Source organism: Rhizobium sp. F40D2, from assembly GCF_051810745.2.
Lineage (GTDB): Bacteria > Pseudomonadota > Alphaproteobacteria > Rhizobiales > Rhizobiaceae > Rhizobium.
This window is the reverse complement of record NZ_CM131436.1, coordinates 3846347-3873076: the sequence shown is the minus strand read 5'-3', so window position 1 is coordinate 3873076 and position 26730 is coordinate 3846347. Positions and strand designations below refer to the sequence as shown.

Annotated in this window: 23 protein-coding genes and 1 pseudogene; 10 read left to right on the top strand and 14 right to left on the bottom strand. The window is 62.2% G+C overall.

What is annotated here, in order from left to right:
- Positions 1-7 precede the first annotated feature (7 nt).
- Genes ACS4RS_RS18630 through ACS4RS_RS18610 form a run of 5 tightly spaced genes read left to right on the top strand, consistent with a single transcriptional unit; the run spans position 8 to position 5092 of the window.
- On the top strand, positions 8-838 hold the full coding sequence (locus ACS4RS_RS18630; RefSeq protein ID WP_439009773.1) for a metallophosphoesterase: 831 nt from the start codon (positions 8-10) through the stop codon (positions 836-838).
- Positions 835-2052, top strand: a complete 1218-nt coding sequence (locus ACS4RS_RS18625) for an ATP-binding cassette domain-containing protein (protein WP_439009774.1) — start codon at positions 835-837, stop codon at positions 2050-2052. Before ACS4RS_RS18630 ends, ACS4RS_RS18625 begins: the two co-directional genes overlap by 4 nt.
- Positions 2045-2968: an ABC transporter permease subunit gene (locus tag ACS4RS_RS18620; RefSeq protein ID WP_439009775.1), complete on the top strand. Its 924-nt coding sequence runs from the start codon at positions 2045-2047 to the stop codon at positions 2966-2968. Before ACS4RS_RS18625 ends, ACS4RS_RS18620 begins: the two co-directional genes overlap by 8 nt.
- Positions 2965-3801, top strand: a complete 837-nt coding sequence (locus ACS4RS_RS18615; RefSeq protein ID WP_439009776.1) for an ABC transporter permease subunit — start codon at positions 2965-2967, stop codon at positions 3799-3801. The genes ACS4RS_RS18620 and ACS4RS_RS18615 overlap by 4 nt, the downstream gene beginning before the upstream one ends.
- A gap of 25 nt (positions 3802-3826) precedes the next feature.
- A complete protein-coding gene (locus tag ACS4RS_RS18610) occupies positions 3827-5092 on the top strand; it encodes an ABC transporter substrate-binding protein (RefSeq protein WP_439009777.1) in 1266 nt (421 codons plus the stop codon).
- A 71-nt stretch (positions 5093-5163) separates the two neighbouring features.
- Here ACS4RS_RS18610 and ACS4RS_RS18605 read toward each other — a convergent pair whose 3' ends face one another.
- Positions 5164-6144, bottom strand: coding sequence for a substrate-binding domain-containing protein (locus ACS4RS_RS18605; protein WP_439009778.1), 981 nt, complete (start codon positions 6142-6144; stop codon positions 5164-5166).
- 197 nt (positions 6145-6341) lie between these two features.
- Between ACS4RS_RS18605 and ACS4RS_RS18600 the strand changes: the two genes are divergently transcribed.
- The gene (locus ACS4RS_RS18600) at positions 6342-9185 is read left to right on the top strand and encodes a M16 family metallopeptidase (protein ID WP_449313776.1); all 2844 of its coding nucleotides are present in this window, start codon (positions 6342-6344) and stop codon (positions 9183-9185) included.
- Between the two features lie 34 nt (positions 9186-9219).
- Here the strand turns inward: ACS4RS_RS18600 and ACS4RS_RS18595 are convergent, their stop codons facing one another.
- From ACS4RS_RS18595 to ACS4RS_RS18585, 3 genes and pseudogenes are all read right to left on the bottom strand, one after another.
- Positions 9220-9900 carry a GNAT family N-acetyltransferase gene (locus tag ACS4RS_RS18595; protein ID WP_449313775.1) on the bottom strand — a complete coding sequence of 227 codons (681 nt, stop codon included), beginning with the start codon at positions 9898-9900 and terminating at the stop codon, positions 9220-9222.
- A gap of 115 nt (positions 9901-10015) precedes the next feature.
- Positions 10016-10501: a MarR family winged helix-turn-helix transcriptional regulator gene (locus ACS4RS_RS18590; RefSeq protein WP_449313774.1), complete on the bottom strand. Its 486-nt coding sequence runs from the start codon at positions 10499-10501 to the stop codon at positions 10016-10018.
- Positions 10502-10537: 36 nt separating this feature from the next.
- A pseudogene (locus ACS4RS_RS18585) lies at positions 10538-10897 on the bottom strand (hypothetical protein); the annotation flags it as partial.
- Between the two features lie 97 nt (positions 10898-10994).
- Here ACS4RS_RS18585 and ACS4RS_RS18580 point away from each other — a divergent pair.
- A complete protein-coding gene (locus ACS4RS_RS18580) occupies positions 10995-11906 on the top strand; it encodes an agmatinase (RefSeq protein WP_439009780.1) in 912 nt (303 codons plus the stop codon).
- Positions 11907-11953: 47 nt separating this feature from the next.
- Here ACS4RS_RS18580 and plsY read toward each other — a convergent pair whose 3' ends face one another.
- The 7 genes from plsY to ACS4RS_RS18545 form a co-directional block, all read right to left on the bottom strand.
- Complete coding sequence (gene plsY, locus ACS4RS_RS18575) at positions 11954-12613, bottom strand: glycerol-3-phosphate 1-O-acyltransferase PlsY (protein ID WP_439009781.1); 660 nt, start codon at positions 12611-12613, stop codon at positions 11954-11956.
- Positions 12614-12719: 106 nt separating this feature from the next.
- Positions 12720-13928, bottom strand: a complete 1209-nt coding sequence (locus tag ACS4RS_RS18570; RefSeq protein ID WP_439009782.1) for an MFS transporter — start codon at positions 13926-13928, stop codon at positions 12720-12722.
- Positions 13925-15028: an FAD-dependent oxidoreductase gene (locus ACS4RS_RS18565; RefSeq protein WP_439009783.1), complete on the bottom strand. Its 1104-nt coding sequence runs from the start codon at positions 15026-15028 to the stop codon at positions 13925-13927. The genes ACS4RS_RS18570 and ACS4RS_RS18565 overlap by 4 nt, the downstream gene beginning before the upstream one ends.
- Positions 15025-15729, bottom strand: a complete 705-nt coding sequence (locus ACS4RS_RS18560) for a cupin domain-containing protein (RefSeq protein WP_439009784.1) — start codon at positions 15727-15729, stop codon at positions 15025-15027. The genes ACS4RS_RS18565 and ACS4RS_RS18560 overlap by 4 nt, the downstream gene beginning before the upstream one ends.
- A gap of 126 nt (positions 15730-15855) precedes the next feature.
- The gene (locus ACS4RS_RS18555) at positions 15856-16536 is read right to left on the bottom strand and encodes a peroxiredoxin-like family protein (RefSeq protein WP_439009785.1); all 681 of its coding nucleotides are present in this window, start codon (positions 16534-16536) and stop codon (positions 15856-15858) included.
- 71 nt (positions 16537-16607) lie between these two features.
- Positions 16608-19853 carry an adenylate/guanylate cyclase domain-containing protein gene (locus ACS4RS_RS18550; protein WP_439009786.1) on the bottom strand — a complete coding sequence of 1082 codons (3246 nt, stop codon included), beginning with the start codon at positions 19851-19853 and terminating at the stop codon, positions 16608-16610.
- A gap of 110 nt (positions 19854-19963) precedes the next feature.
- Positions 19964-20974, bottom strand: coding sequence for a putative sulfate exporter family transporter (locus tag ACS4RS_RS18545; RefSeq protein WP_439009787.1), 1011 nt, complete (start codon positions 20972-20974; stop codon positions 19964-19966).
- 102 nt (positions 20975-21076) lie between these two features.
- On the opposite strand from ACS4RS_RS18545, the gene ACS4RS_RS18540 reads away from it, so the two are divergent.
- A complete protein-coding gene (locus ACS4RS_RS18540) occupies positions 21077-21949 on the top strand; it encodes a LysR substrate-binding domain-containing protein (protein WP_439009788.1) in 873 nt (290 codons plus the stop codon).
- Between the two features lie 75 nt (positions 21950-22024).
- Here ACS4RS_RS18540 and ACS4RS_RS18535 read toward each other — a convergent pair whose 3' ends face one another.
- Positions 22025-24283, bottom strand: a complete 2259-nt coding sequence (locus ACS4RS_RS18535; protein WP_439011807.1) for an EAL domain-containing protein — start codon at positions 24281-24283, stop codon at positions 22025-22027.
- A 119-nt stretch (positions 24284-24402) separates the two neighbouring features.
- A complete protein-coding gene (locus ACS4RS_RS18530; protein ID WP_439009789.1) occupies positions 24403-24645 on the bottom strand; it encodes a hypothetical protein in 243 nt (80 codons plus the stop codon).
- A gap of 223 nt (positions 24646-24868) precedes the next feature.
- On the opposite strand from ACS4RS_RS18530, the gene ACS4RS_RS18525 reads away from it, so the two are divergent.
- Together ACS4RS_RS18525 and ACS4RS_RS18520 are read left to right on the top strand one after the other, a co-directional pair.
- Entirely contained in the window at positions 24869-25285 is a 417-nt protein-coding gene (locus ACS4RS_RS18525) for a TOBE domain-containing protein (protein WP_439009790.1), read from the top strand.
- A 7-nt stretch (positions 25286-25292) separates the two neighbouring features.
- Complete coding sequence (locus ACS4RS_RS18520; RefSeq protein ID WP_439009791.1) at positions 25293-26177, top strand: hypothetical protein; 885 nt, start codon at positions 25293-25295, stop codon at positions 26175-26177.
- On the opposite strand, the gene ACS4RS_RS18515 is transcribed toward ACS4RS_RS18520, so the two are convergent.
- Positions 26116-26556: an RbsD/FucU family protein gene (locus ACS4RS_RS18515; RefSeq protein ID WP_439009792.1), complete on the bottom strand. Its 441-nt coding sequence runs from the start codon at positions 26554-26556 to the stop codon at positions 26116-26118. The genes ACS4RS_RS18520 and ACS4RS_RS18515 overlap by 62 nt on opposite strands.
- Between the last annotated feature and the right edge of the window lie 174 nt (positions 26557-26730).

Genomic DNA, 26730 nt, shown 5'->3' with positions numbered 1-26730 from the left:
CGCGCTCATGAAAATCATTCAGATCACCGACACCCATTTCAGCCCGAACAAGCCGCATTTCAACGGCAACTGGGCGCCGCTTCTGAGCTGGATCGAAGCGACCGGCGCCGACCTGATCGTCCACACCGGCGATCTCACCGTCGATGGCGCCGACAAGCACGAGGACATAACCTTCTCGATGGATCTGATGCGCCAGGTGTCGATCCCGATGCTGATCGTCCCCGGCAATCACGATGTCGGCCATCTCCAGGGATCCGACCAGCCCGTCAATCGTGAGCGGCTGGCCCGCTGGCGCAGCCTTGCCGGTGACGATCGCTGGCTGGAGGATGCGGCCGGCTGGCGCTTCATCGGCTTGAATTCACTGCTTCTCGGCCATGAGGATGAGGAGGAAGAGGCCCAGTTCGAATGGCTCGCCAAGGCGCTCGAAGACAGGGCAGGGCGGCGCGTGGCTCTGTTTGCGCATAAGCCACTGTTCGTCGATGCGCCGGATGAAGGCGATACCGGCTACTGGAGCGTTCGTCCGGCGCAGCGCCGGCGGCTTTATGATTTGATAGCAGCCCATGACGTGGCGCTATTTGCCAGCGGCCACCTTCACTGGGCCTGGCAGGGTCGTTTCGACAACACCCAGCTAACCTGGGGTCCGTCGGCGGCCTTCATCATCGACAAGATGGAGCGCGAGATGCCGGGCGAGCGCTTGATCGGCGCCGTCGTCCACGAGTTCGATACAGCGGTCGAAAGCGAGATCGTTGCCGTTCCCGGCATGACAGCACATGTGCTCGACGATGTCGTGCTCGAGGTCTATCCGCAGGCAGTCAAGCCGCGGGAGCCGGTCGAATGAGCGCGCTTTCGCTTCGTGGCATCACCAAGGCCTTCGGTGGCAACCAGATCCTCAATGGCGTCAGCCTCGATGTCGGCGCCGGCGAATTCATCGCGCTGGTCGGCCCTTCCGGCTGCGGCAAGAGCACGCTGCTGCGCGTCCTGGCTGGCCTCGACCATGCCGACCATGGCGAAATCCTGATCGGCGGACGGGATATGTCCGGTGTGGCGGCTGCCGACCGCAACATAGCCATGGTCTTTCAGTCCTACGCGCTCTATCCGCATCTGACGGCCTCTGAGAATATCGCCGTGCCGCTGGCGATGCGTCGGCTGTCGAGAACAGAGCGGCTGCCTTTCATCGGATCGCTGATTCCGGGCCAGCGCGCCACGCGTGAGGCGATCGCCCGCGACGTCAGGGAAATGGCGACATCGCTGAAAATCGACCACCTGCTCGACCGCAAGCCCGGCCAGATGTCGGGCGGCCAGCGGCAGCGCGTGGCGCTCGCCCGCGCCATGGTGCGCCAGCCGAGCATCTTCCTGATGGACGAGCCACTGTCCAACCTCGACGCCAACCTGCGTGTCCACGCCCGCGGCGAGATCGTCGAACTGCATCGCCGTGCCGGCGTGCCGACGCTCTATGTCACCCATGACCAGGCAGAGGCGCTGTCGATGGCCGACCGCGTCGCCGTGATGATGGGCGGCCAATTGCTGCAGATCGCAAGCCCTCAGGTCATCTACGACGATCCGGCCCATATCGAGGTCGCCCGCTTCATCGGCCAGCCGCGCATCAACCTGCTTCCGGCCTTTGCCGAAGGCGGCGTCGTTCTCTGCGGCGGCCTGCGGCTGACGCTTGAGAATGCGCCCGACAGGAAGATGCCGGTGACGCTTGCCATTCGCCCGGAATTCGTTTTTCTCGCCAGGAGCCGGCATGACGGCCTTGCCGCCCGGATCGAACGCGTCGAATTTCTGGGGTCCGAAGTCATCCTCCATTGCCGGCTCGACGCGATCGGCGAGACTATCATCGCCAAGGTACAGCCGTCCGAAGCCTCTGCGCTTGCAGCAGGGGATGCCGTGGGGCTGCGATTGTCGCCCGGCCGCACGCTGATCTTTGCCGAAGACGGCAGCCGGCTGGCCGGCTTCGTCGCCGGTGGCGATGCCGGGCTCAGCAGCGCTGATGCCGGGCTCGCCGGTACCGATACCAATGCCGATGCCGAGCGGGAGAGGGCGCATGGCTAGCGTTGCCTCCCTGGCCATCCCTGGCAATTCCGCCATTGCCCATCGCCGCAGCGAGGCCCGCATCGCCTGGATGCTGGTGCTGCCGGCAATCGTCCTGCTTTTTCTCTTCGTGCTGTTGCCGGTCGCGGCTGTCGTGGTGCTCGGCTTTACCGATTTCGAACTCGGCTACGGCAAGTTCCGTTTCGTCGGTTTCGAGAACTACGCGCATCTGATCACCGACCGCACATTTCGCAAGTCGCTGTGGAATACCACGGTCTATACGGCGGTCGTGGCGCCGGTTTCGATCTTGCTCGGTCTCGGCATCGCCATGCTGATCGAAAGCGAGACCGCCGCCCGCAGCTTCTTCCGCACCGCCTATTTTCTGCCGGTCGCCTCGCTGATCGTCGCCATGGCGACCGTCTGGCAATATATGTTCCACCCGACGATCGGCCCGCTCAATGCGCTGCTGGCATTGGCGGGCTTGCCCGGCCCGAACTGGCTGGGCAGCTCCGGCACCGTGCTCTACAGCCTGTCGATCATCGGCGTCTGGCAATCTGCCGGCTTCAACATGGTGCTCTTCCTCGCTGGGCTGACGGCGATCCCGCGCGAGCTTTACGCCGCAGCCGAAGTGGACGGCGCCAGATCCTCCTTCGACCGCTTCCTGCTGGTGACCTGGCCGATGCTCGGGCCGACAACGCTCTTCGTCATCACCATCAGCATCACCAATGCGGTCAAGGTGTTCGAGACGGTGAAGACGCTGACCGAAGGCGGCCCGAACAAGGCGTCCGAGGTGCTGCTCTTTACGATCTACCAGGAGGGCTTCGTCTACCTGCGGGTCGGTTATGCCTCGGCGATGACCGTGGTGTTTCTGCTGATCCTCGTGGTGCTGATGTTCCTGCAGTACCGCCTTCTCGACCGCCGGGTGCATTACACATGATGACGAACGCTTTTTCCCTCGGCAGGGTCATCCGCCTGAGCCTGCTTTCCCTTGGGGCGATCATCTTCCTCGCGCCCTACATCTTCATGATCTCGGCAGCCGGCAAGACCCAGAGCGACATCTTCACCTCGTCGCTGTCGCTGATCCCTGCGCCTCTCTCCTATATCGAGAATTTCGCGAAGGCCTTGAGCCGGGTGCCGATGGCGCGGCTCCTGTGGAACGGCGTCGTCGTCTGCGGGCTGATCTTCTTCTTCCAGGTGCTGGTGGCGATCCCTTGCGCCTACGCCATGGCCAAGCTGCGCTTCGGCGCGGCGCGGGCCATGATGGTGCTGGTCATGCTCGGCCTTCTCGTGCCGATCCATGCGACGGCGCTGCCGCTCTATGTCGCCTTCGACCGCGCCTCGCTGCTCAACAGCTATGCCGCTCTTGTCGCGCCCTTCACCCTTTCGGTCTTCGCGATCTTCATGTTCCTGCAGTTCTTCCGCGCCATGCCCGACGATCTCATCCATGCCGCCCGTCTTGATGGCATGTCGGAGCTCGGCATCGTCGCCCGCGTCATCGTGCCGAATGCCTGGCCGGCGGTTACTGCCTTCGCGATCTTCTCGGTCGTCGCCCATTGGAACGATCTCTACTGGCCGCTGATCGTCATCAGCAAGCAGGACTATGCCACGCCGCCGCTCGGGCTGATGTATTTCCGCGCCGCCGAGGCCGGCGACGACTACGGCGCGCTGATGGCGGCGACCCTGATCATTACCCTTCCTCTCGTCGCCGCCTTCCTGCTTGCGCAGAAGCGTTTCGTCGAGGGCATCACCATGACCGGTCTCAAAGGCTGACCGGCTTCAACCAGGAGAACGAGCGATGAAACATATCACCCAGCTTCTCGCCGCAGCGGCCGTATCGATGGCAATCGCGCTTCCCGCGCATGCCGAGACGACGCTGACGGTTCACTACCCGATGCCGGGCTTCTTCAAGGACGTGATGGACTCGATCTCGAAGAAGTTCATGGCAGAAAACCCCGATATCAAGATCCAGTTCGCCAGCCCCTCGGCAACCTATGAGGAAGGCATCCAGACGATCCTTCGCCAGGTCGGCACCAGCGAAATGCCCGACATCACCTTCATCGGCCTGAACCGCCTGCGCATGCTCGACGAACGCGATGTCGCCGTCGACCTCGGCCCGCTCGTCAAGAAAGACGGCAACATGGTCGAGCAGGGCTTCTCCGACACGATCCTCAAGCTCGCCCAGGTGAAGGGCAAGCAGGTGGGCCTCGCTTTCGCAACCTCTAACCCGATCATGTATTACAACGCCGACCTCGTGAAGGCGGCCGGCGGCAATCCCGACAATCCGCCGAAGACCTGGGACGAGGTCATCGCGCTCGGCGGCAAGATCAAGGCGCTCGGCAACGGCGTCAACGGCATCGATTTCCGCTGGCAGGGCGACGACTGGATGTTTTCGGCGCTGCTCTTCGGCGCCGGCGGCAGGATGCTGAGTGACGACGAAAGCAAGGTCGCCTTCAACGGCCCGGAAGGCGAAAAGGCCGTCGAGATCCTGCATCGTTTGGTCACCGAGGGCGGCATGCCGGTCTTCACCAAGCCTGCCGGCGAACAGGCTTTCGCAGCCGGCAAGGTCGGTTTCGAATTCCAGACGACAGGCGCGCTGCGCAACACGATCAAGAATGTCGGTGACAAGTTCGATCTGCGCACCGCCAAGATCCCGCTGATCGATCCGGTGAACGGCCGTCTTCCCACCGGCGGCAACGCCGTCGTCATCCTGACGCATGACGCCGCCAAGCAGGACGCCGCCTGGAAGTTCGCCAAATTCGCCGCCGGCCCTTACGGCGCTTCCGTCGTCGTGCCCGGCACCGGTTACGTCCCGAACAACGAGCTTGCCGCCAAGTCGCCTGAATATCTCGGCGATTTCTACAAGCAGAACCCGCTGTTCCAGGCAGGCCTCAGCCAGATGCCGGTGATGATCCCGTGGTATGCCTTCCCCGGCTCGAACGGCGTCAAGGTCACCCAGACGATCGTCGACAACCTCTCGCGCATCGTCGACCAGTCGGCCGAGCCGAAGGAAGCGCTAGACGACGCGGCCGCCGATGTCGAGGGCATGCTGCCGCGCAGCTGATGATCCTGCCCGTCAGAAAAGAGTATCGGGCCGTCACGCCGAGCGCGTGGCGGCCCTTTTGTTTCGAAGCTTCAGATGGCGCGCACCGTGCCGCCGCGGCGGAGCGTATAGGCGACATCGAGATGGCGGGCAGGGGCGGCATTCTCTGCCATGTCCAGCAACAGCGAGGCGGCCGTCGCCCCCATGCTGGCATCCGGCATTTCAATTGTCGTCAGCGGTGGATCGATCAACCGGCCGATGGCGATGCCGTCGAAGCCGGCAACCGACACATCCCGCGGCACTGACAGCCCCTCGCGCTTCAGCGCGCCGATGACGCCGAGCGCCAGAAGGTCGTTGGAGGCGATGATCGCCGTCGGCGCAAGCGCGGTCATCGCAGTGCCGAGATCGATCTGGTCGTAGCCGCCGACGAAGGGGATCTGCACGGCGTCGAGCGGTGGCAGCCCATTCTCGGCCATGGCGTCGAGATAACCCCGGTAGCGCATGCGGGCGCGGTCGGAGGCGGCGAAATTGCCGGAGAGGAAGAGAATGCGGCGATGGCCCATGCCGATCAGGAAAGTGGCGATCTCGCGGCCGGCGCCGCGATTGTCGGCGGTGACGGCCGCCGGAAACTGCGCGGTCGGCAGGTTGTTGAGCAGCACGGTCGGCGGCAATCTGGCCAGCAGCGCCTCGCTGGTCGACGGATCGCAGACGGTGAGGATCAGCCCGGTTGGGCGGTCGTTGAGCAGGGCGGTGACGGCATCGGCCTCGCGCGCCGGATCGTAATTCGACTGGGCGATCAAAACTCCGTGGCCGGCGACCAGCATGCGGTTCTGGATGCTCGACAGCGACGAGGCAAACACAGGATTGGTGATGCTCGGAATCAGCACGCCGACCACCGGCCGGCGCCCGAGTCGCCCGGCGGAAAGGCCGGCCGGGCGATAGCCGAGCTCTGCGGCGGCGCGGCGCACCTTGCGCACCATCAGGTCGCTCGCCGGTCCGTCACGGTTGAGAACCCGGCTTGCGGTTGCCAGCGAGCATCCGGCCCGGAAAGCGACCTGCTGCAATGTCGCCATCGAAAACGCCTCCTGGTGACAGATAAGGCGCAATCCCTTAGGAGGTTTCGATGACATTGGTCTGACATTGGCGGAAGCGGCTGGCCGGAGTTTTGCCGTCTCGTCCATTGGTACACATAGAAGTTGAAGAGAAATGCAACCTGTGGAATAGTCAGATCAACGCGATCCATCTCTTTCACGCTTATCCCTGGACAAGAATGTCTCATAAAATGAAATGCTCCGCCGCCTGGCGGTTTCTCGCGACGGTCGCCCTTGTCGCAAGTTTCGCGTCGTCGGCCTTTGCGGACACCTCGTCCACGTCATGGCCACAAACGCAAAGCGACCTCCAAGCCGACACCAACGTCCATTTCGGCACGCTCGCCAATGGAATGCGGTTTGCGATCATGCGCAATGCCACGCCCCCCGGGCAGGCAGCGATCCGCTTTCGCATCGGCTCCGGCTCGCTTGAGGAGAACGACAACCAGCAGGGCCTGGCGCATTTTTTGGAGCACATGGCCTTCAAGGGTTCGACGCATGTCGCCGAAGGGGAGATTATCCGTATCCTGCAGCGAAAGGGCCTGGCCTTTGGGCCTGACACCAACGCTCACACCTCTTATGACGAGACTGTCTATGCGCTCGATCTCCCCGAGGTCGATGCCGACACGGTTTCGACGGGCCTGATGCTGATGCGGGAGACGGCGAGCGAGCTGACCCTCGATGCCAGCGCCTTCGATCGCGAACGCGGCGTCATCCTGTCGGAGGAGCGGCTGCGCGACACGCCGCAATATCGCGCAGGACTCGGAATCATGAATTCGTTGCTCGCCGGCCGCCGCGCCACCATCCGCGTGCCAATCGGCAAAACCGACATCATCAGCAATGCGCCTGTGGGTCTCGTGCGTGATTATTACCGGGCCAATTACCGGCCCGAGCGGGCAACGCTGATGGTGGTGGGCGATATCGACCCGGCCGCCATGGAAACCCAAATCCGGCAGCATTTCGTCGACTGGAAGGCCGTGGGTCCGACACCGACAAAACCGGATCTGGGCACACTGGAGACGAAAGGCGAAAGCGCCGACGTTCTCGCTGTTCCCGGCGGCATGACCAGCATCCAGATTGCCTGGACCCGTCCTAATAACGCCGCGCCTGACACATTTGCCAAGCGCCGCACGCAGCTTATCGAAGATTTCGGCCTGTTGGTGCTCAAACGCCGGGTGAGCACCATTGCCAGCAAGGCGGATGCCCCTTTCATCAGTGCGGTCGCCGGCTCTCAGGTTCTTCTTGATTCCGCGCATATCGTCCTGATCGTGGCGAATTCCGAGCCGGATAAATGGCAGGCGGCGCTCACGACCATCGACCAGGAGCAGCGGCGAATCGAGGAGTTCGGCGTTTCGCAGGCTGAACTCGATCGTGAAATCCTCGAATATCGCTCGTTCCTCCAGGCTGCTGCCGCCGGAGCCGCGACGCGCACGACCACCGACATCGCTTCCATGCTGGCCAGCAGCGTCGATGACAATCAGGTCTTCACGTCGCCCGCCGAAGACCTTTCGCTGTTCGAGACGATCACGAAGGACGTCACGGCAGCCGAGGTCAATCAGGCGCTGCGGCATGCCTTCTCCGGCAACGGTCCGCAGGTCGTGCTGCAGACGGCCCAATCACCCCAGGGCGGAGCCGACGCGGTTCGGCAAGCCTATGATGCTTCAAAGGCTATTGCCGTCTCGGCATCATCCGGTGCAGCCGACGTCGCCTGGCCCTACACCCATTTCGGCGAGCCGGGCGCCGTGGTCGAACGCCGCGCCGTCGACGATCTCGGCGTGACCATGGTGCGCTTTTCCAATGGCGTCCGGCTTACGGTCAAGCCGACCAAGCTGCGCGCCAACGAAGTGCTGGTGCGCGAAGATATCGGCCGCGGCCGGCTGGACCTGCCGCAGGACCATCCCGCCCCGATCTGGGCGTCTCCGGCTGTCGCGCTGTCCGGCGTAAAGGCCATGGATTACCAGGATATCCAGAAAGCGCTCACGGCCAACATCGTCGGCATCGACTTCTCGGTCGGCGACAGTTCCTTCAGTTTCGACGGCCGCACCCGGACTGAAGATGTTGCGACGCAATTGCAGCTGATGACGGCATACACCGCCGATCCCGCGTACCGCCCGGAGGCATTCAAGCGGGTGCAGCAGGCCTATTTGAGTGGCCTCGATCAGTATCAGGCGACCCCCGGCGGCGTTGTCAGTCGTGATTTCGGAGGTCTCGTTCATTCCGGCGATCCGCGCTGGACCTTTCCCGATCGCGCTGCGTTGTCCGCCGCCAAGCCGGACGATTTCGAGGCGCAGTTCCGGCCCATGGTTTCCACCGGCCCGATCGATATCACCATCGTCGGCGACCTCACGGTGGATGACGCAATCCGGATGACAGCCGAAACCTTTGGCGCTTTGCCGCCGCGGCCGGAGGCGGCGCCGAGCAAGGAGTGGGGTGACGTGCGTTTTCCGGCGGCGAACAAGACGCCCGTTTTGCTGACCCATAGCGGCAGGGCGGATAACGCGGCCGCCGCCTTCGGGGCTCCGATCGGCGATTTGCTCTCGGATCTGCCGCGGTCCTTCACCGCTAATATCGCCACCCAGATTTTCCAGAACAGGCTGATCGAACAGTTTCGTATTGCGGAAGGCGCAAGTTATGTCCTGGAGGGTGACGCGAACCTGTCACGGGAAATCCCCGGCTTCGGCTACGCATTTTTCTACGTCGAGACGGAGCCGGCAAAGATCGTGCGTTTCTATGCACTTGCCGACGAAATCGCCAATGACCTGCGGTCGCATGATGTCTCCCCGGACGAGTTCGCGCGCGCCCGGGAACCGATCACCGAGACACTGAAGCATCAGCGGCAGAGCAACGAATATTGGGTCAAATCTCTGCGGGGCGCTCAGACGGATCCGCGTCGCTTGGAGCGGATACGCGACAGTCTCAGCGGCTACGACAAGGTTACCGTCGGGGATATTCGCGCGTTTGCTACGACCTATTTCAGCCCGGAGAACTTCTGGAAATTCGAAGTGCTTCCGGCGGCGGTAAGATAGGCGCTCTGGGGCTCCGGCGCCGTCGTGCCATCGCTCAGCCGCGGCGTTTGACCACGCGCATGTTCATCTGCGAGCGTAGCGTGAAGCCGAGCGCGAGGTAGAGGGCGATGGCGGACGTGTTTGCCGCATAGGCATGCAGATAGGCCGTATCGCCGCCGGATGCGATTTCGCCGGCAACGAAGCGGAAGAGCAGGGTGCCGAGGCCGCGCCCCTGGCAATCGGGATGGGTGCAAAGCCCGCTGAGCTCGACGAAACCGGTCTGCCGCATCCGCTGCCCGGCCATTGCCACCAGGCGGCCCTGCCTTCTGATCCCCCAGAAGCTGCCGAGGCTCTGGGCTCTGAGCGTGAATGGCCCGGGTTTCGTCAGTGTCGCCAGGGCCAGCATATCGGCGGCATCGGCCTCCGACAGCCTCTCGATGCGGGAATCCGAAATCCGCTCGTGCGGCCGCTCGGCAATCATCTGGACCGCCAATGCTTCCGTGACGACGGCAAGGCCCCTTGGGATGGCGATCGGCCCGGCTTCTATGAGGATCATGCTCTCCTCCGACGCCGGCAGTATCTCCAGGGCGGCGAGGCTTTCAGGCCTATCGTCGGCGGACGCTGCGAAGGGGACGATCGATGGTGGGTATCGCCGCGCATTTTCGTTCCCCTCTGCAAGGCCGGCATGCGTTGTCTCCAGCGCGGTCCAGATCGGCCGGTCGAGGATATGGGTCATGCTTCTTCCTCCTTAGATCATGATGCCGAAAAGTGTGCGCGGTTTTCGGACGACATCATGCTCTAACTCTTTAAATTAGAACGGGATCAGTATTTTAGGCCAACCAGGCCTAAAATCATCCTGTTCTGGCGGCGTGGCGGCGCACAAGCGGCACCGCCGCAAGCCCGTCCTCGATGGCTGCGAGCTGCTCGAGAATGGGCCCGTCGAGATCGCCGCAGAGATCCGCAACGGCGGCTGCGATTCGCGGCCAGATCACCATCTTCGAATGATCGACCAGATCCTGTCCCTTGCCGGTCAGCGAGACCAGTCTGCGGCGCTGATCGTCCGGGGCCGGCTGCATATCGACGAAGCCGAGTTCGAGAAGCTGGCCGATGGTGCGGGTTGCGCCGGGCTGGGTGATCCCGACCGCCTGCGCAAGCTCGCCAATCGTCAGCGGGCCCGATCGGTCGATCGCTGCCAAAAAGGGATATTGGCCCGCCTGGATGCCGAGACCGGCTTCGTCGATGACCTGCTGCGTATCGGACTGCAGCCTCTCTCCGATCCGCCGCAACCGGCTGCCCATGCACAGAAAACCGAGCGTTCGGACCACATCTTCGACCATGCCCGTTCTCCATTGTATTGAATGTTATATAATACGTTATATATTTGCAACGCAAGGCCTGAAATTCGAGGGCAGGGGTTCATCCGCCCGCCGTCTCCTGGCCATCATAAACACCGCCAGGACGCAGCTGAGCAGGCCAAGCGACATCGGCAGCCCTTGATGCCCGATCAGCTTCATCGCCAATTCTGCCGCCGGCGAGCCCGCCATGCCGCGAGCCCCAAGCCAAGGCGAAGGCCGCGTTGCTGGCGATCAGGGCCTTGCCGGTGAAACACTCGCCGAGCTGGATAGGCGACATGGTGTAGATCCCGAACGAGCCCCGCCCCAGACGAAAACCAGCGGCCAGATCAGCCATGCGTTGAGGACCAGCGGCAGCAGCAGGCAACCGGCGAGGCAAGACTGCGGGATTTGACGAGCACCGTAATTCTCCCAAGAAGTTCTCAAAAATTTTCAAAGAAGCTAAACAGGTCAGGATCGAACGCAGGACCATCAGGAAATGACCGCCTCGCCCTCCTTTCTCGGCCTCCCCAATCGCCTCGCTGATGACCGCTTGCCCCGCGGGGTGATTTTCGCGGCGGCTCACGGCACCACCTATCCCGGCAAGGACAGCAGCGGCTATGCCTTGGCCTCAGGCGCCATTCGTGCTGCAAGCCAGGACGACGCCGGGCTCGTCGAGCACTGGGATTTCGATCTCGGGGGTCCGCTGTTCGGCGGCCAGCCGATCTCATGCATCGACGCCGGCGATGTCGAGACAACCATGCACGACAATATCGGCAACCGGGCGCGGATCGAGGCGAAGACGCGTGAGGTCTTGGCATTACCGGCCATTCCGATCCTGCTCGGCGGCGACTGTTCCGTGACCATTCCTTTCCTTGCCGGCTTTGCGGCGCAAGGGCCGGTCTGGGTCCTGCAGATCGACGCCCATATCGATTGGCGCGACGAGGTGCATGGCGAACATTACGGCTATTCAAGTCCGATGCGCCGGGCGAGCGAGATGCCGCATGTCGCCGGCATGGTGCAAGTCGGCCTGCGCAGCGTCGGCAGCGCGCGTACCGCCGACATCGAAGCGGCGCAAAGCTATGGCAGCTGTTTTGTCACCGCTCGCGAGATTCATGGCCAGGGTGTCGGCGCGGCCCTCCGGCATATCCCGGAAGGAGCGCAGGTCGTCGTCACCCTTGATTGCGACAGCATCGATCCCGGCATCATGCCTGGTGTGGCGGCGCGTACCCCTGGTGGCCTCACCTACACTGAGGTGATCGACCTGATCGCCGGCCTCGGCAGGCGGGCAAGGATCGCGGGATTCGACCTTGTCGAGTTCTATCCTCCCGCCGACATTGATGGCCTGTCGGCGCTCACCGCCGCGCGGCTTCTCGTCAATGCGATTGGCGCCATCATCCGGCAGGCTTGATCCTGCTTCCCGCAGCAAGCCGTCCATCGTGTCATTGCGCTTTTCTCTTAGGCAATTTTGCCCAGACGTGGCTCGGTCCCAGCCAGCAGCCGCTGAAAGTTGGCGCGATGGCGCACAATCACGTAAACGCCGCCTGCGATCACCAGCAGCCGGTAGGGCAGCGGCTGCTCCAGGCCGCAGACCAGGGCCATGGCCGTCAACGCCGCCAGCATCGAACTGAGGGAAACAATCCGCGAGATAGCCAGCGCGGCGCCGAAAACCACTGCGGCCCCTAAACCCACGGGCCATGACATCGCCAGCAGCACACCGAGCCCCGTCGCAACCGACTTGCCTCCGGTAAAATTGAGCCAAACCGACCGGCTATGCCCAAGCAACACGGCAAGTCCCGCCAGGCAAACAGCCCAGGGTTCCGAGCTCTGCAGATCGAGCGCTGTCGGTGGCGTGGCTGATGGGACTGTCGAAAGCCAGAGGCAGAACCAGCGAGCAAAGGCGATTGCGCCCACACCTTTCAGTACATCGACCAGAAGCACCATCGACGCCGGCCATTTGCCGAGCGTCCGCAATACGTTCGTTGCGCCGGTGGACTTAGAGCCATGCTGCCGCATATCGATGCCTTTAAGCAGTTTGCCTGCCAGATAGCCCGTGGGTATCGAACCGAGGAGATAGGCGATCGCCAATCCAACCGCAGCCGCCATCCAGAAAATCATGGGTCACCTCGACGCTCTATATTCAGGCAGAGTGGTAGCTGCCATTATTGCTCGCATCCTCGATACCACGCGGACTAAGCGGACGAACAGTTTGAAGAGCGCCGGCCTATCTCGCGATAGGCCGCGCCGCACGCCAGACCAAGGGAACCAGCACCAGGGCGACTGCCGGAAGCACGATCCAGTTGATTGTTTCCCAGCCGGAGCTGTGGAGAAGCGACCCGGCCGAGAAGGAGGCGCAGGCGACCGTACCGAAGACCACGAAGTCGTTTGCCCCCTGTACCTTGCTGCGTTCGGCCGGCGTATGACAGTCGGCCACCATGGCGGTTGCTCCGATGAAGCCGAAGTTCCAGCCGATCCCGAGCAGAACCAGCGAGAGCCAGAAATGGGAGATGTCGAAGCCTGCCAGCGCGACGGCCGCCGAGCTACCGATGAAGAGGAGACCGACGGCCGCGACCCGTTCCTTGCCGAAGCGCACCATCAGGCGGCCGGTGACGAAGCTCGGCGCATACATGGCGAGAATATGCCATTGGATGCCCAACGCCGCCTGGTCGATCGAGTGACCATGCCCGACCATCGCGATCGGAGATGCGGTCATCACAAAGGTCATCAGCCCGTAGGACACGACACCGGTTGCGATGGCGAGGAGATAGCGCGGCGATGTCAGGATTTGGACAAGGGGCCGCTCCAGGGCGCTTTCCGACGCGTGAGCCGTCGCCGGCGTCGATGTGCGAAGCATGAGCAGCACCGGAAACGCCAGGGCGGCGAGAACAGCCTGGCTGAGGAAGCTCCCGGCGAAGGGTGTCCCCGGCAAAGCGTCGCGCGTCCAGATGACGAGCTGCGGGCCAATGATCGCAGCGATCAGGCCGCCGACCATGACGCGGGCGATCGCCTTGTGGCTCTGCGCCGCGGTGGCGTTGTCGGTTGCGGCGAAGCGGTAGCTCTGAACATAGGAGGAATAGAGGCCTGCGAGGCAGGTGCCGAGACAGAAGACCAGGAAGCTGGAGAGCACGATCCCCAGCGCCGCGATCAGGCCCGAAACCATGCCGATCACCGAGCCCAGCAGATATCCGGGCTTGCGCCCGAACCGACGCATCACCCAGGCGGCAGGCAGAGTCCCGAGTGCCAGCCCAAGGCTGAGCAGGCTGACGGGAAGCGTGACGAGATCCGGATCGGTCGACAGATGCTGCCCGACCAGACCGCCGAGCGAGACGATGATTGGAGCATTGGCGCCACCGAAGGCCTGCGCAACGGTGAGCACCCAGGAGTTGCGCTTTGCGGCTGCCGGGTCGGCCGAGGCTTGATGCATGACGTTCATCTGGAATCCATCTTCGACAGGATGTCGGCGACCGCGCGACCGGCAGCGACGACTGCGCCGGCGAGATAACCAGGTTCGGAAGGACTTGTCTCGCTGCCCGCCAGGATGAGGCGGTCCTTCCACAGGCCAGACATCCATTGCGAGTTTCCCGGAAGCGGATGCGCACCGCCGACACGATCGGCGGCGGCGGCTGTCAGCGGATCGGCTGCCCAGTCCTTCAACAGAACCGCCCGAGGCTTAAGGGCCGCGGAGCCGAACAATCTGGCGAGCTGTGCCAGGCAGGCTTGTTTCAACATCTCCTCGCCAAGCGCGGCGCGCTGATCGGCGCCGACCCCTGGGAAGCCGAAGAGCGCGGCCTTGCCCGAAGCGGTCGTCGCGTCATGGATTTCCACCAGCGGTCCCACCATGCTCTGCGCGGTGCCTGATAAGCCGGCTGTTCGCCAGAATGCTTCGTCGTAGACGGCGAAGAACTTCGCGTGCGGAGCCATCCATGTGGCAGTGTCGCGCCACCGGGCAGCGGTTGCCGGATCCTGTTCCGGGCTGAAACTTACTGTCGCTTCCAGCAGCCGCGGCGGGAGGGCGGCGACAACCTGCTCCGCCTGGAGGATTTCGCGCCTTCCCTGGCCTCTTTCGACGGTGAGTTGAACCCCGGTGCCGGACAGCGACATCGCCGTCACCGTCGCATCGCGAAGGATCCGGTCGGCGGGGATGTCGCGCGCCAATGCGCGCACGACCGATGCCATGCCGCGGGAAAGCCGCATCGATTGCTGCTCGACCATTGTGGGCTGGTAGCGCTGCGGCGTCTCCCGGGACATCCTTTCGATGATCACGTCGCCCTCGCTGTTTTGCGCGAAGGAATGCAGGCCGAGTTCGCCGATCAGCGTCTCCATCGGCGGCTGCATCTGCGGCCAGTACCAGGATGGGCCGAGGTCGAATCCGTCTTCCGCCGGCATGCCGGCTTCATCGGCCGTTAGAATGCGGCCGCCCAGCCGATCCCGTGCTTCGGGAACGATCACATCGATACCCAAAGCGTGGAGTTTGCGTGCCGCATAAAGGCCGGCGAGGCCGGCATCGACGACGGCTACTCTGCATGCCTTCATCTCGCCTGTCCTTTATCGTCGGCCTGGTCGAAGCTGCAGACGTCGTTGTGAAGGAGAGGGGCCGACTTGTACCAGACCTTTGTGCCACGATCTCCGACCCGTGCGCGGAATGCTTGCCCCTGGGGCAGGCGCAGCCAGCTCCAGCGTTCAAGTGTGTTGCCGTTCTCAGTAAGGGAGCCGTCGATCACCAGCAGTTCGAGTCCTTGGGGATTGGCGAGCTCGATGTCGGCGTGTGCCTGCCAGTCCTCGATCATCACACGCTCGTCTGCTCCATCGAAGAGGGTTGTCGACGACGTTGCTGCATCGCCGAGCCCGTCGTTCCGGCCTTCGCCGGGCAGGCGGACGATCCGTTCCCGGTCGTCTTGCTTGAACTGCCAGAGCTTGACGAGGATCACGCACCCATCCGCGCTTCCCGGTGCATGCCCGCTTCCGGGAGGGTTTCGAACGTAGCTGCCGGCAGGGAAGTCACCGCTCTCGTCCTGAAAAACGCCGTCCAGAACGAGAAACTCTTCGCCGCCTGGATGTTCGTGATGCGGGAACCGGGTGCCGGCCGCATAGCGCACGATCGAGGTGGCGCGGGCCTTTTCGCCGCCGATGCGGAATAGCATCCGCCGATCCACCCCTTTCGTGGGGCTCGGCATCCATTCGAGCCGGCCGGCATGGACAAGGGCACGCTCAGAGAGGTCGTCGTTGAGCAGCATGGTCAAAGCTCCGACCTGCCGCCGTCGACGACGATCTCGGCACGAGGTGGCAGCCTTTCACGACTGGTTGGCCCCGCGACCGAGATAGACGCCGAGGAGTAATCCCCGAACGAAAGATTACTCGCTTCAAGCAGCCATATTCGACGCTGCCGACATCACTTCCCGAGGGGCGGGACCACCGAACATATGACGGCCACCGTCATCGACTTCAGTGAAACACCAGCGGACGACGCCATCTCGGTCGAGCAGGAATTCGCCGACAAGCTGGCCACGGCCGGTCGCATTCATCTGCGTGTCATCCTCGGTGAATTCGTAACCATCCGCCTTATCGAGATAGTCGACCGCCGCCATCACATCCATGGGCTCCGGGAGTTCACCCGGCATGTCGATACGCATCGAGGCCACGGTGCTCATGCTGAGCTTGTACGGCCAGTCATTCTCGGCTTCGGTGAACTGGACATTCGGCAGGCCGAACGCCCTGTGCGACATCCGTCCCGGGTCGGAGGCGGCCAGCAGGTTGGGAAGCGGGTGGTAGCGGAAATAGAGGCGGGCACGCTCGATCGGGGTATTCACGATAGTCAGGCTGTCGATGCCTTTTTCCTGCAATGCACCGGTGAGTTCGGCCATGGCGGCGATCTGCCGGCGGCAGAAGGGGCAATGTAGTCCGCGAAACAGCCCGACAAGCACCGGTTTCTGGCCGCGAAAATCATCGATGGCGATCTTGCCCTGGCGGGTAATCGCATCCAGCACCACGTTCGGCGCGCGATCTCCAGGCTGTAGTGGTCTTTCTGCGTGGTTCTCCTGCATGAGTAATTCCTCCCTTTATCTATCTGACGTGATTGGACTAACCGCTCTCAAGAGTCGTACCAGGAGGAAGGTCAGTCGAGAAACGGCAAAACGACGAGTGTGCCTGGATCGAGGTTGTGGCGGATGCACACATCTTGCGCCAGCGTGAAATACCGTTCCGCCTCGTCCATTTCGTCATGTTCAAGGCTCAGTGTCGCCAAGCCATCATAGCACGGAAAGAGCAGTTGCGGCTCGTCAATTTCCTTTGCAACCTCAAGGGCTTCCTCGTAATACTTACGAGCTAGCTTCGGCTGCCCGTGGCATTGATGAATTTGCCCGAGGACGATCAGCGGCACGGAGAGATGATCGCGCTGATCGAGGGCCCGGTCGATTTCGACGGCCTTCTCCGCCGCCGGCACACCCTCGGCCGCGCAGCGATCGGTAAATGTGCAGCAGGAAACCGCGAGATTGGCGAGAAGCCGCGCCTGGAAGCCGAGATCGCCGATACGGGTGGCGACCTCCAGTCCGCGCCGGCAGATCCTGATGGCGTTGGCCGGATCGACGATGGTGTAGAGAACGCCGAGATTGGAATAGGCGCGGCACGCTGCACTTTGCAAATCGGCGTTTTCAGCGACCGAAAGGCTTCGCTCGACTTCCTGCACGGCATCGCGGCGGCGCCCGAGCCGCGCCAGCGCCGCACCCTTGGTGTTCAACGCCTCGGCCATCGCCCGCGCTGCCTCCCGACCGGCCTCCGTCGTTCCGTCGACCGGCAGCGTTTGCAGGCGTTGCAGCGCCAGCGTCGCCCACTCGGCGGCAGCGGCTTGATCGCCCATGCGGAAGGCCAGATGGCCGCGCTCCTGCAGCAGGTGCGCATGTTCGACCGGCGCATCGATCGTCGCGATCAACGCTTCGGCCGCGGCGCAATGGATCTCCGCTTGGTCGCGGCGCCCCGCGTCGAGATGCAGACGGCCGGTCTTTCGCAGGATCCTTGCTGCGGCGATCCGATCGTCCTTGCTGCGGTGGATCGCAAGCGCCCGCTGATAATGGGTCAAGGCAGCATCGCGCCGTCCGGCGGGGCCGCAGAGATCACCAAGACGCTCCATGAGCGCCAATTGCTCCGGCGACACCTCCTGATCGTTGGCGAAGGCCGCAAGGGCCTGATGGTAGAGCCGCATGGCATCGTCATTCGCGTAGGTCTTGCGCGCCAGATCGCCCGCTGCCATCAGGTAGCCGGCGCCCTTGGCCTTCTCGGTTGTCAGGCTGAAGTGATGGCCGAGCTGCGTCAGATGCTCTGCCCGGTCGGGCGCCTCGCCATATTGGCGTTCCAGAACCCGGCCAATCCTGCCGTGCAGCTCCATGCGCCGCTGCAGCAGCAGATTGTGGTAGATGACGTCATGCATCAGCGTCTGGCTGAAGCGATAGCCCGGTGACCCTCCGGCATCCGGGCCGCGCAATTCCTCGATGATATCGGCATCGCAGAGATAATCCAGCGCCGCGTCGACGGCGGCCCGGTCCGACGTGACGATACGAAGCAGGGCGGTATCGAACTTTGGGCCGACGACCGCAGCCTCCTGCGCCAAGCGTCTCATCTCTTGCGGAAGGCGATCGACGCGGGCAAGTAACAGCGCCTGCAGATTGACCGGGATATCGACTTCGGTGTCGTCGGCTGCGACATGCCAGCGATGACCGTCATGGTGCAGCGTGCCCATGTCGATCAGTCCGCGAAGGATTTCTTCGATGAAAAGCGGATTGCCGCCGGCACGATCGAGGATGCGCTTGCGCATAGCCACTGGCAGCTTGCTATGACCCTCGCCAAAAAAGGCAGCGAGCAGCTTCTGCCCATCGGCTGCAAAGAGGGGGTCAAGACGTTGCACGGTGACGTTGACGCGATCGGAGTTCAGCGGATCAGTCTGCGATGTCGGCCGGTAGATCGCCAGCAGCATCAGCCGACTGCGCTCCAGCCGATCCATCATGAAGCGGAGCACTTCCAGTGAGGCGGCGTCCGCCCAGTGCAGATCCTCGATGACGAGCAGCAGAGGGCCTTGCGCCAGCCGCCGCTCGAAGACGGTGCGCACCGCATAGAAGATCTGTCGCCGCAACTGTTCCGGCTCGATGTGCCGTAACGCCCCATCGGGATCGCCGAGGCCGAGGACATGCAGAAAGAGCGGCAGAAGCCCCTCGACCTCCTCTGGGGTAAGATCGAGAGCGCGGAATCCGGTTGTCAGCAGTTGCCGCGTCCTATCGAGATCATCCCGCTCGCCGATGCCGTAAGCGCTGCGCACGACCGCGGCGAGCGTGCCATAGGATTGTTCGCCGAGGGGCGAGCAGGTGGCTTTGCGAATAGCAAGGCCGGGGAAGCGGGCCGCATCGCCGGCGGTTCCAACGAATTCGTTCGCCAGCCGCGATTTGCCGATACCGGCTTCGCCGATCAGGCGGACGAGCTGCGCTGCACCGCCGCAGGCGAGATCGAGGCAGGTCAGCAGCCGCGACAACTCGCCATCGCGTCCAATCATCGGCGCCTGAAGACCAAAACTTTCGAGTCCGCGCGCCGTATGCGGCGCTTCCAGCAGCCCTGCCAGCCGATGGACGAGGACGTTTCCGCTTTTGCCGCGCAGCGTCTGCGCGCCGAGGCTGTCAAAGGCAAATGCATGGCGGGTGAGGCGATAAGTCAGCGGCCCGACGAGGATATCGTTTTCGCCCGCCATCGATTGCAGCCGCTGGGCGGTGTTAACCGTGTCGCCCGTCACCGAATAGGATTTGGTGCTGACCGCACCGAAGCCGCCGGTGACGACGGGCCCGCTATTGATGCCGATATGCAGACGCAGCGGTACACCGGCGCGTGCGCGCCAGCGGTCGCCGACTTCAGTCGCCCGACGGATCATATCGAGTGCGGCACCGAGCGCCCGGACCGGATCGTCTTCATGGGCAACCGGCGCGCCGAACAGCGCCAGCAGCGCATCGCCGACGAACTTGTCGACGAAGCCGCCGTAAGCCTCGACCGCCTGCGTCATCTCTTCGAACAATTCGTTCTGCAGCACCCGCATGATTTCGGGGTCGATCTGCTCGCTCAGCGTCGTGAAGCCGCAAAGATCGGCAAAGAGCACAGTCACCGGCCGCCGGTCGGCATCGCTGTTTGATTTATGCGGTACGACCTCGATGCTTGGCTTGGGCGCGGGCGGAACTTGGCCTGAGATCGCCGCACCGCATCTCGGGCAGAAGGCAAAATCCGGCTGACAGGCGCAGCCGCAGGCAGCGCAGGAGATGGGCTGCCTTGCGCCGCATCGCGGGCAGAAGGCAAAACCACTCTGAATATCGAAGCCGCAGCCGGCGCACTCCATTGCACGCGTCCCACGAAAGGCTCGATATGCGACGGCTATCCCGGCCGCAACCGACGCCTTAAACCAGAAGACAAGCATGAACCTGCTGCGTGAGGCCCGCAAGCAGGATTTCAGTTGGCGTGAAGGATCATCAGCCCGATGGCGCTCATAAACGCCAGCGCCAGCATCGACAGCACCCCGGCCAGCAGCACGCGCCCGCCGGAGGCAAATACCGTCCGCATGTTCACCGACAGGCCAAGGGCAGCCATCGAGACGATGGTGAGCACAGACGAGGATTCCCTCGCCGCCGTTGCTGCTTGCGGCGGGATGAGATCGAAGCTCCGCAAGCCCATCATCGCGAAGAATCCGACGATAAACCACGGCACGAGGTGTGCGAGCGAGATTTGGGTGGGATGCTCTGCATCCCTCTTGAGTTGCAGCAGCAACACAACAGGCCCAAGCATCAGGACCCGCATGAGCTTCACGATCGTGCCGACCTGTACGCTCACGGCGCCGACAGGCGTGGTCGCTGCAAGCACCTGCGGAACCGCGTAGACGGTCATGCCCGCAAGAACGCCATACTGCCATTCCGTGAGATGCGTTACCGCAAAAAGCGGCGGCAGCACCAGGACGACGACTATTCCGAGCGCCGCGGTGAAGGCGATCGACGACGCCACGTCGTCCGGACGGGCGCCGATCACTGGTGCGGCGGCAACGATCGCAGAATTCCCGCAAATGGAATTGCCGCAGGCCACAAGGGTTGCCAGCTGGTCGTGAAGGCCAAGCATCCTGCAGATCCCATAGCTCGTCACCAGCGAAAGAAGCACCGTTCCCATGACGATCACGATCATGGTGGTGCCGGCCTCGGCGACGGTCGCTATGCTGACAGATGCGCCGAGAAGCAGGATAGCGAATTCCAGAAGGACTTTGCTCGAGAAGGCGATCCCCGCATGAAGCCGGGCCGGGAGGCCGACGAAGGTCTGCAGCATCGTGCCCAAGAGGATGGCGAAGACCAGCCCGTCGATGATTTCGAAGCCTATAACGGCTTTCTCCAAAGAAGCCATGCCCCACGCCAGGACGGTTATTGCGACGGAGGCGGCAATGCCGGGAAGGATTTCCAACAATCTCGATGAGGGCGACATGAAATATCCAACAGAGATTACATTTGTAGGATAGTCCTCCGATTTGTGATCATCCATCGAATAAATATTGACATATCATTCTGTTTAAACGAACGATCGCGCATGACGTTCGAGCAGCTTTCGATTTTTGTGGCAGTGGCGGAGCGGCAGCATCTCACGCAGGCGGCTTCTGCTCTTCGGCTGACACCCTCCGCAGTCAGCGCGTCCGTCAAGGCCCTGGAGACGTTCTATTGCGTGAAGCTATTCGACCGGGTTGGCCGGGGCATTCAATTGACCAGGGAAGGGGCCGTCCTTCTGCGGGAGGCCAAGGAGACGCTGGCAAGAGTCAAGGCAACCGAGGCGGTTCTCGCCGAGCTTGGCAAGCTGAAGACCGGTACGCTCGACATCCATGCCAGCCAGACCATCGCCAACTACTGGCTGCCGTCGCGGCTCCTCGGCTTTTCCCACGCCTATCCCGGCATCGATATCGATCTGACGATCGGCAACACGATGACCGTTGCTGCGGCGGTCAAGCAGGGCGACGCGGAACTGGGCTTCATCGAAGGCATGGTCGACGAGCCTGCGCTTTCGAACTCCATGATCGCCAGCGACAGGCTGGTTCTTGTCGTCGGATCCGAAAACTGCGACGATATTGAAGCAGGGGACCTCCGCCGCGTCAAATGGATCATGCGAGAGGCGGGTTCCGGAACGCGTTCCGTGCTCGAGCAGTCGCTGCGCGAACTTCACATCGATCCTTCCAAGCTCGACGTCTCGCTGGTGCTTCCCTCGAACGAAGCGGTGCTGTCGGCCGTGAGAAGCTGCGGCTGCGTCACGGCGCTCTCCGAGGCGATCGTCATGCCCTTCGTCGAGAATGGCCAGTTGCGAATGCTCGACGTGGAGCTTCCACCGCGACGGTTCACCTTGCTCAGGCACAAGGAGCGCCATCGAACTGCGCCTGCGCGGGAATTCGAGGCATTCTGCCGTGCCCACGCCTGACATGCCGGGTGGAAGCTTCCTAGCTGCCTGCATGCAATGGGCAATCCACGACAGTGCCGCGCGACGACTCGCGCATCAGCCTGCCCCCTCCAGTCCTTTGTCTTTCATGCGGCAAAATTCGATCAACTGCTCCGATGTCATTGGTCGCGCCAGTGCATAGCCTTGCAGCAAATGGCATCCAAGGTCTTTCAGGATCTTCGCGTGCTCCATGGTCTCGACGCCCTCGGCAACGATGTCGATGTTCTGCGACCGGCCGATTTCGATAATGGAGGAAACCAGGCGGCGTTGAGATGGCGAGGCTATGATCGGCTTGATAATCTCGCGGTCGATCTTCAGCCGTCGTGGCTCAAATCGAAGCAGGCTGATGATGCTGGCATGTTCCGTGCCGAAATCGTCGATCTCGATTTCAATGCCGAGCGCTTTGATTGCCGGAATGACCTGGTTGAGCGCAGGTTGAAGCTCGTCGAAGGAAATTGTCTCAAGCAGCTCGAAACACAGGCGACCCCTCGATACGGGAAGCCCGGACAGCTCGGCGAGCAGATTTGCCTGCGCCAGTCGGCGCGCTGATATATTGACGGAGACACGCGGGATCTGCATTCCCTGGCTGTCCCATCTCGTCAGCTCGAACAGGGCCTTGTGCAGGATCAGCTTATCCATGTCGCCGCTCCGCCCGAGCCTTTCCGCGGCGTCAAGAAAATTGTTCGGGCCGAGCAGACCTTTTCGCGGGTGATCCCAGCGGGCGAGGGCCTCGACGCCTGATATAGCCAACGTATCTGCGTTGAATTGCGGCTGGAAGAATGCAACGAGTTCATCGCGGTCGAGCGCCTGATTGAACTCATCCGCCAATTCTTTTGAATGGATTGCGGCGCTGCGAAGCTCTTCGGTGAAAATCGCCGCGCGGCCGCGGCCCGCCTTCTTCGCCTCGTAGAGAGCCAAATCGGCATTGAGGAGCAACTGGCCGAGATCCCGCCCGGAGGCACGTTCAGTCTCCCACGCGACACCGACGCTTGCTCCGACCACATAATCCGCCCCTTCGATAAGGATGGGCTGCTGGAGTGCGTCGACGATCTGTTTGGCCAATTCGGCTGCTTCAGCTTCGGGGTTGGCGCTCCACCTGGCGAAGATGAACTCGTCTCCGCCGATCCGAGCCGCGACATCGCTTGGGCCGGCCAAATCGGCGAGGCGCGAAGCCGTTGTCTGCAGGACCATGTCACCGCCGGCATGCCCTTTCGTATCGTTGATCTCCTTAAATCGGTCGAGGTCGATATGAATGAGGATCAGGCAGTCTTCGCCATCGGGTCTCTGTGGTTGCGAGATCATCTGGTCGACGAACCGTCGGTTCGCCAGCCCCGTCAACGCGTCGTGCAACGACAAATATTCCAGGCGTTGCCGCGCTCGAACGAGCTTCTTCTTGTGAAGGCGAAGCTTCTCAATCGTTCTTTGGCGTGATTTGGTCAGGAAGCCGACCCAAATGATCGGCGCAACGACACATAGACCCAACAGGCTCGCATAAAACTCAAAAATGCCGATCCCGTTATTTTGACCCCATCCATGCTTGGGCACGGCGACGAAAGTCCAGCGGCCATAAGCCATGTCAACGGATGTCACGACCGGCTGCTTCGAAAAGGTTTCCAGATTTCCGAGAAAAACCTGTTTCGGCGAGTTCGGCTCCGGCACGGTGCTGATGGCAATCTCAAGCTCGGTCGATCCAAGGCCGCTGTCGCCATAAAGCCTTGGACTATCTATAACTCCGGAAAGCAGGCCCCAAAAGATCTGGCTCTTTCCGTCGTTGATATAAATCGGGCACCTGACGACGAAAGCAGTTCCTCCTTGGACGAGCTCTACCGGGCCTGTCAGAACGATGTTGTGGGTGTTGCGCGCCAGCATCGCGGCAGCTCGTTGCTTCTCATTCTTTCGGTAGTCGAGCCCGATGGCCTTTTCATTTCCCTTTTCCGGATAAACCCACTTGACCACCATGTCGGGTGCCGCAGCAAAGCTGCGCAATTGTGAATCTGGCTGCAGGATCTGCGCGGCAAGTTTGGAAAATCCCGTTTGGTCCATTGCGGGGTCGACTGCGATGCCAGCCGCCAGCCCTTGCAGCAGCTTCACATTGCTATTGAGATTCGTCTGAAGCCGAGACGATATTGTGGCAAGCTCGCCGGAAACAATCGAGCGTTCCTCGGCCAGCGATCGCTCCAGCCGCCAGTTGGTTGCGACCCAGACGACGACGACTGCAATAATCGCCGCAAATAATGCGGGAGCGAATGCGATTGCATGGCTGGCTGCGGAGGCCGCGAGGCCACGTACTATCTTTGGATTTCTACGAAACTTCATCAGGTTGCCGGCGTGGATGGACACGCCTGCATCCTTGCACAGTTTCTTTAAGGCAACGCTAAACCGGGCGGCACGCGAGAAATGCCGATCCGGTACCGCCTCAAAATATCTAGAAATACTCAAGAAATTGCTTTGATCTGAATATTATCTGCTCGCTGTTCCTGGTTGCCGGGACAAATCGGGCAGGTGAGGGTGCCAATGTCGGCTTCAACTCCCAGGTTTCCATTGTCATGCTCCTCCCACTTTACCCCGATGCCCATGCTGGAAGCGCTATAAGCGATCCGCATTTGTAAAAGCGTCGAAGATCGCACGATGTCCGGCATGGTTCGGATGAACCACATCGGCGGAGGCGAGGTTTCCATCGCCGTGAGCTTTCATGCTTTCGTAGGGAAGAGCATAGAAGAGCGAGAACCGTCGTGCCAGCTCGTGCACGGCCTCGACATACTCTTCGAAGCCCATGCGCGTCTGGCCTGTGAAACAGCTGCTGCCGATGGAGAAGCCGGCATCCGGGAGGTACGGCCGATGCCATTGTCCGGTCGCGGCTTTCGGTCCGCCAGCTGAGATCCTTGCAGCACGGTGCCGGGGATGGCGTGGTTGCGGATCGGCAAGCAGCCGACTGCTTCTGCAAACAAAGCCGGCCAGGCGAGATGCGGCTGGCTGGCGTTGAAGCCCGCGGTGATGGTGTCGCCGAACATGCGCATGCCCGGAAATACCAGGCGATCGCACATGCTCTCCAAAACCCACCGTTTCAGGGGCCGCAAGGCAGTTTACGGCATTCGTCCCGAACATTTCGCTCTCGACGAAAGCGGCGTGCCCGCGGAAATCCTCCTGGTCGAGCCGATGGGTTCGGAAACCCACGTGACGGTGAAACTCGGCGATACGTCGGTCACCCGCGTTTTCCGCGAGCGGGTGGCGCTATCGCCCGGCGCAACGATCCGCGTGCGGACAGAACTTGCCAACATCCATCTCTTTGCGGCCGATGATGGCCAGCGCCTGAATTGAGATCCGCATGCATGTCTATCCTGAAACCAAACTCACCAAGGCGCTGCGGAATGATGACTTTCCAGTCATCACCTCACTTGCGCGTCATGACCTCGATCTCGCCAGGGCGGCGTTGAGGGCAGGGGCCTTTGCGCTGAAAGTGCATCTCAATGCCTACCACCGGGCGACCGGCACCACCTTCGGCAGCTTCGTGCAAGAGCGGCCTTTCTTCGAGAAGCTCGCTGCGTTGGGCGTGCCGCTCCTTGTCATGGCCGGGCAGACGACTGTGCCGAGCGCGCAGGAGATGAATGCGCTCGCCGATCTCGGCTTCGAGGGCTTCAACATCTATATCAGCGACATGCAGCCCCATCTCTTGCAATCCAAGCTTCGGCCGATGCCGGCACTCGGCGAAAAGAGCACCGAGGAGGAATTCCGGAAAATCCTCGCGATTCCGGGCGCGATGATGGAAGCCTCCGTTGCGGCCTTCGCGGACTATGGCAAGCCGCTCGACGAGACCGATCTTGCCCGCTACAGAGAAATCACCATCAAGGCCGGCATTCCGGTCATTGCTCCGAGCCAGAAGAGTTTCGCGGCCGAGGATATGCCGAAGCTGAAGGCGGCCGGCATCGCCGCGGCGCTGCTCGGCGTCATCGTCACCGGCACGACGCCGGAAAGCATGGAAGCCGCCGTTCGACCGATCGCGGAGAGCGCAAGGGGTTCGGCCGGCCGCAAGCGTTCATTCATCCATAGGAAGTTTGACGTTCACCGATCCTTCGCGCCCGACGGAACGCGTGTATTTGGATCCGGCTCCTTCGCGCTCGAGGAACGCCCCGCCGTCTGTCAGGTGGCCCTCAGAGCACGCCTTTCCTCAGGAGGAAGTTCGCATAAGGGCGCGATTCGGCAGTCTGGATGATCGCAAACGATCGCATGGCGATCGGATAGTAAGCAAACCTCTCCACGGGTTGGCTGGCGATCGAGCGCCCTTCTGCCTCACTGCAAACGGCGATGACCTCTCTGTGCACTTCCAGCAACTCGCCCGGCGCGTCGACGGCCTCCATGTGCATCAGCGGCGTGTCGCCGAATGTGTCCAGGGGCATCATTCTAAGGATCCCGCCAACTGCAGTCGGTGCATCGACCCCCTCCAAAATGAGAAGCTTTCCGCTCGTGGTTTGGGTCGCCACCCGAAAGCCCGAAAAGTTTCGATCGACGATGGCCAGTTCGTCGCCATGACCCATGGAGGCCAAGACCCACAACAAGTCGGCCGTGACAAACGGCGGGACGCCTTTCAGCATGTCATTTCCCTCCCAAGAGATGATCACAAGTTGGATCGTAGCCGTAAAAAAACGATTGCGCAAACGTTTCGATGGCGCTAGCCTGATGATATTCGCGGATCCTCGGAGAGCCTGTTTAAGGTTGGAATTCCGCCTGGGAGGAAAATTTGAGACGCTTTGTTGTTGTGCTGCCGG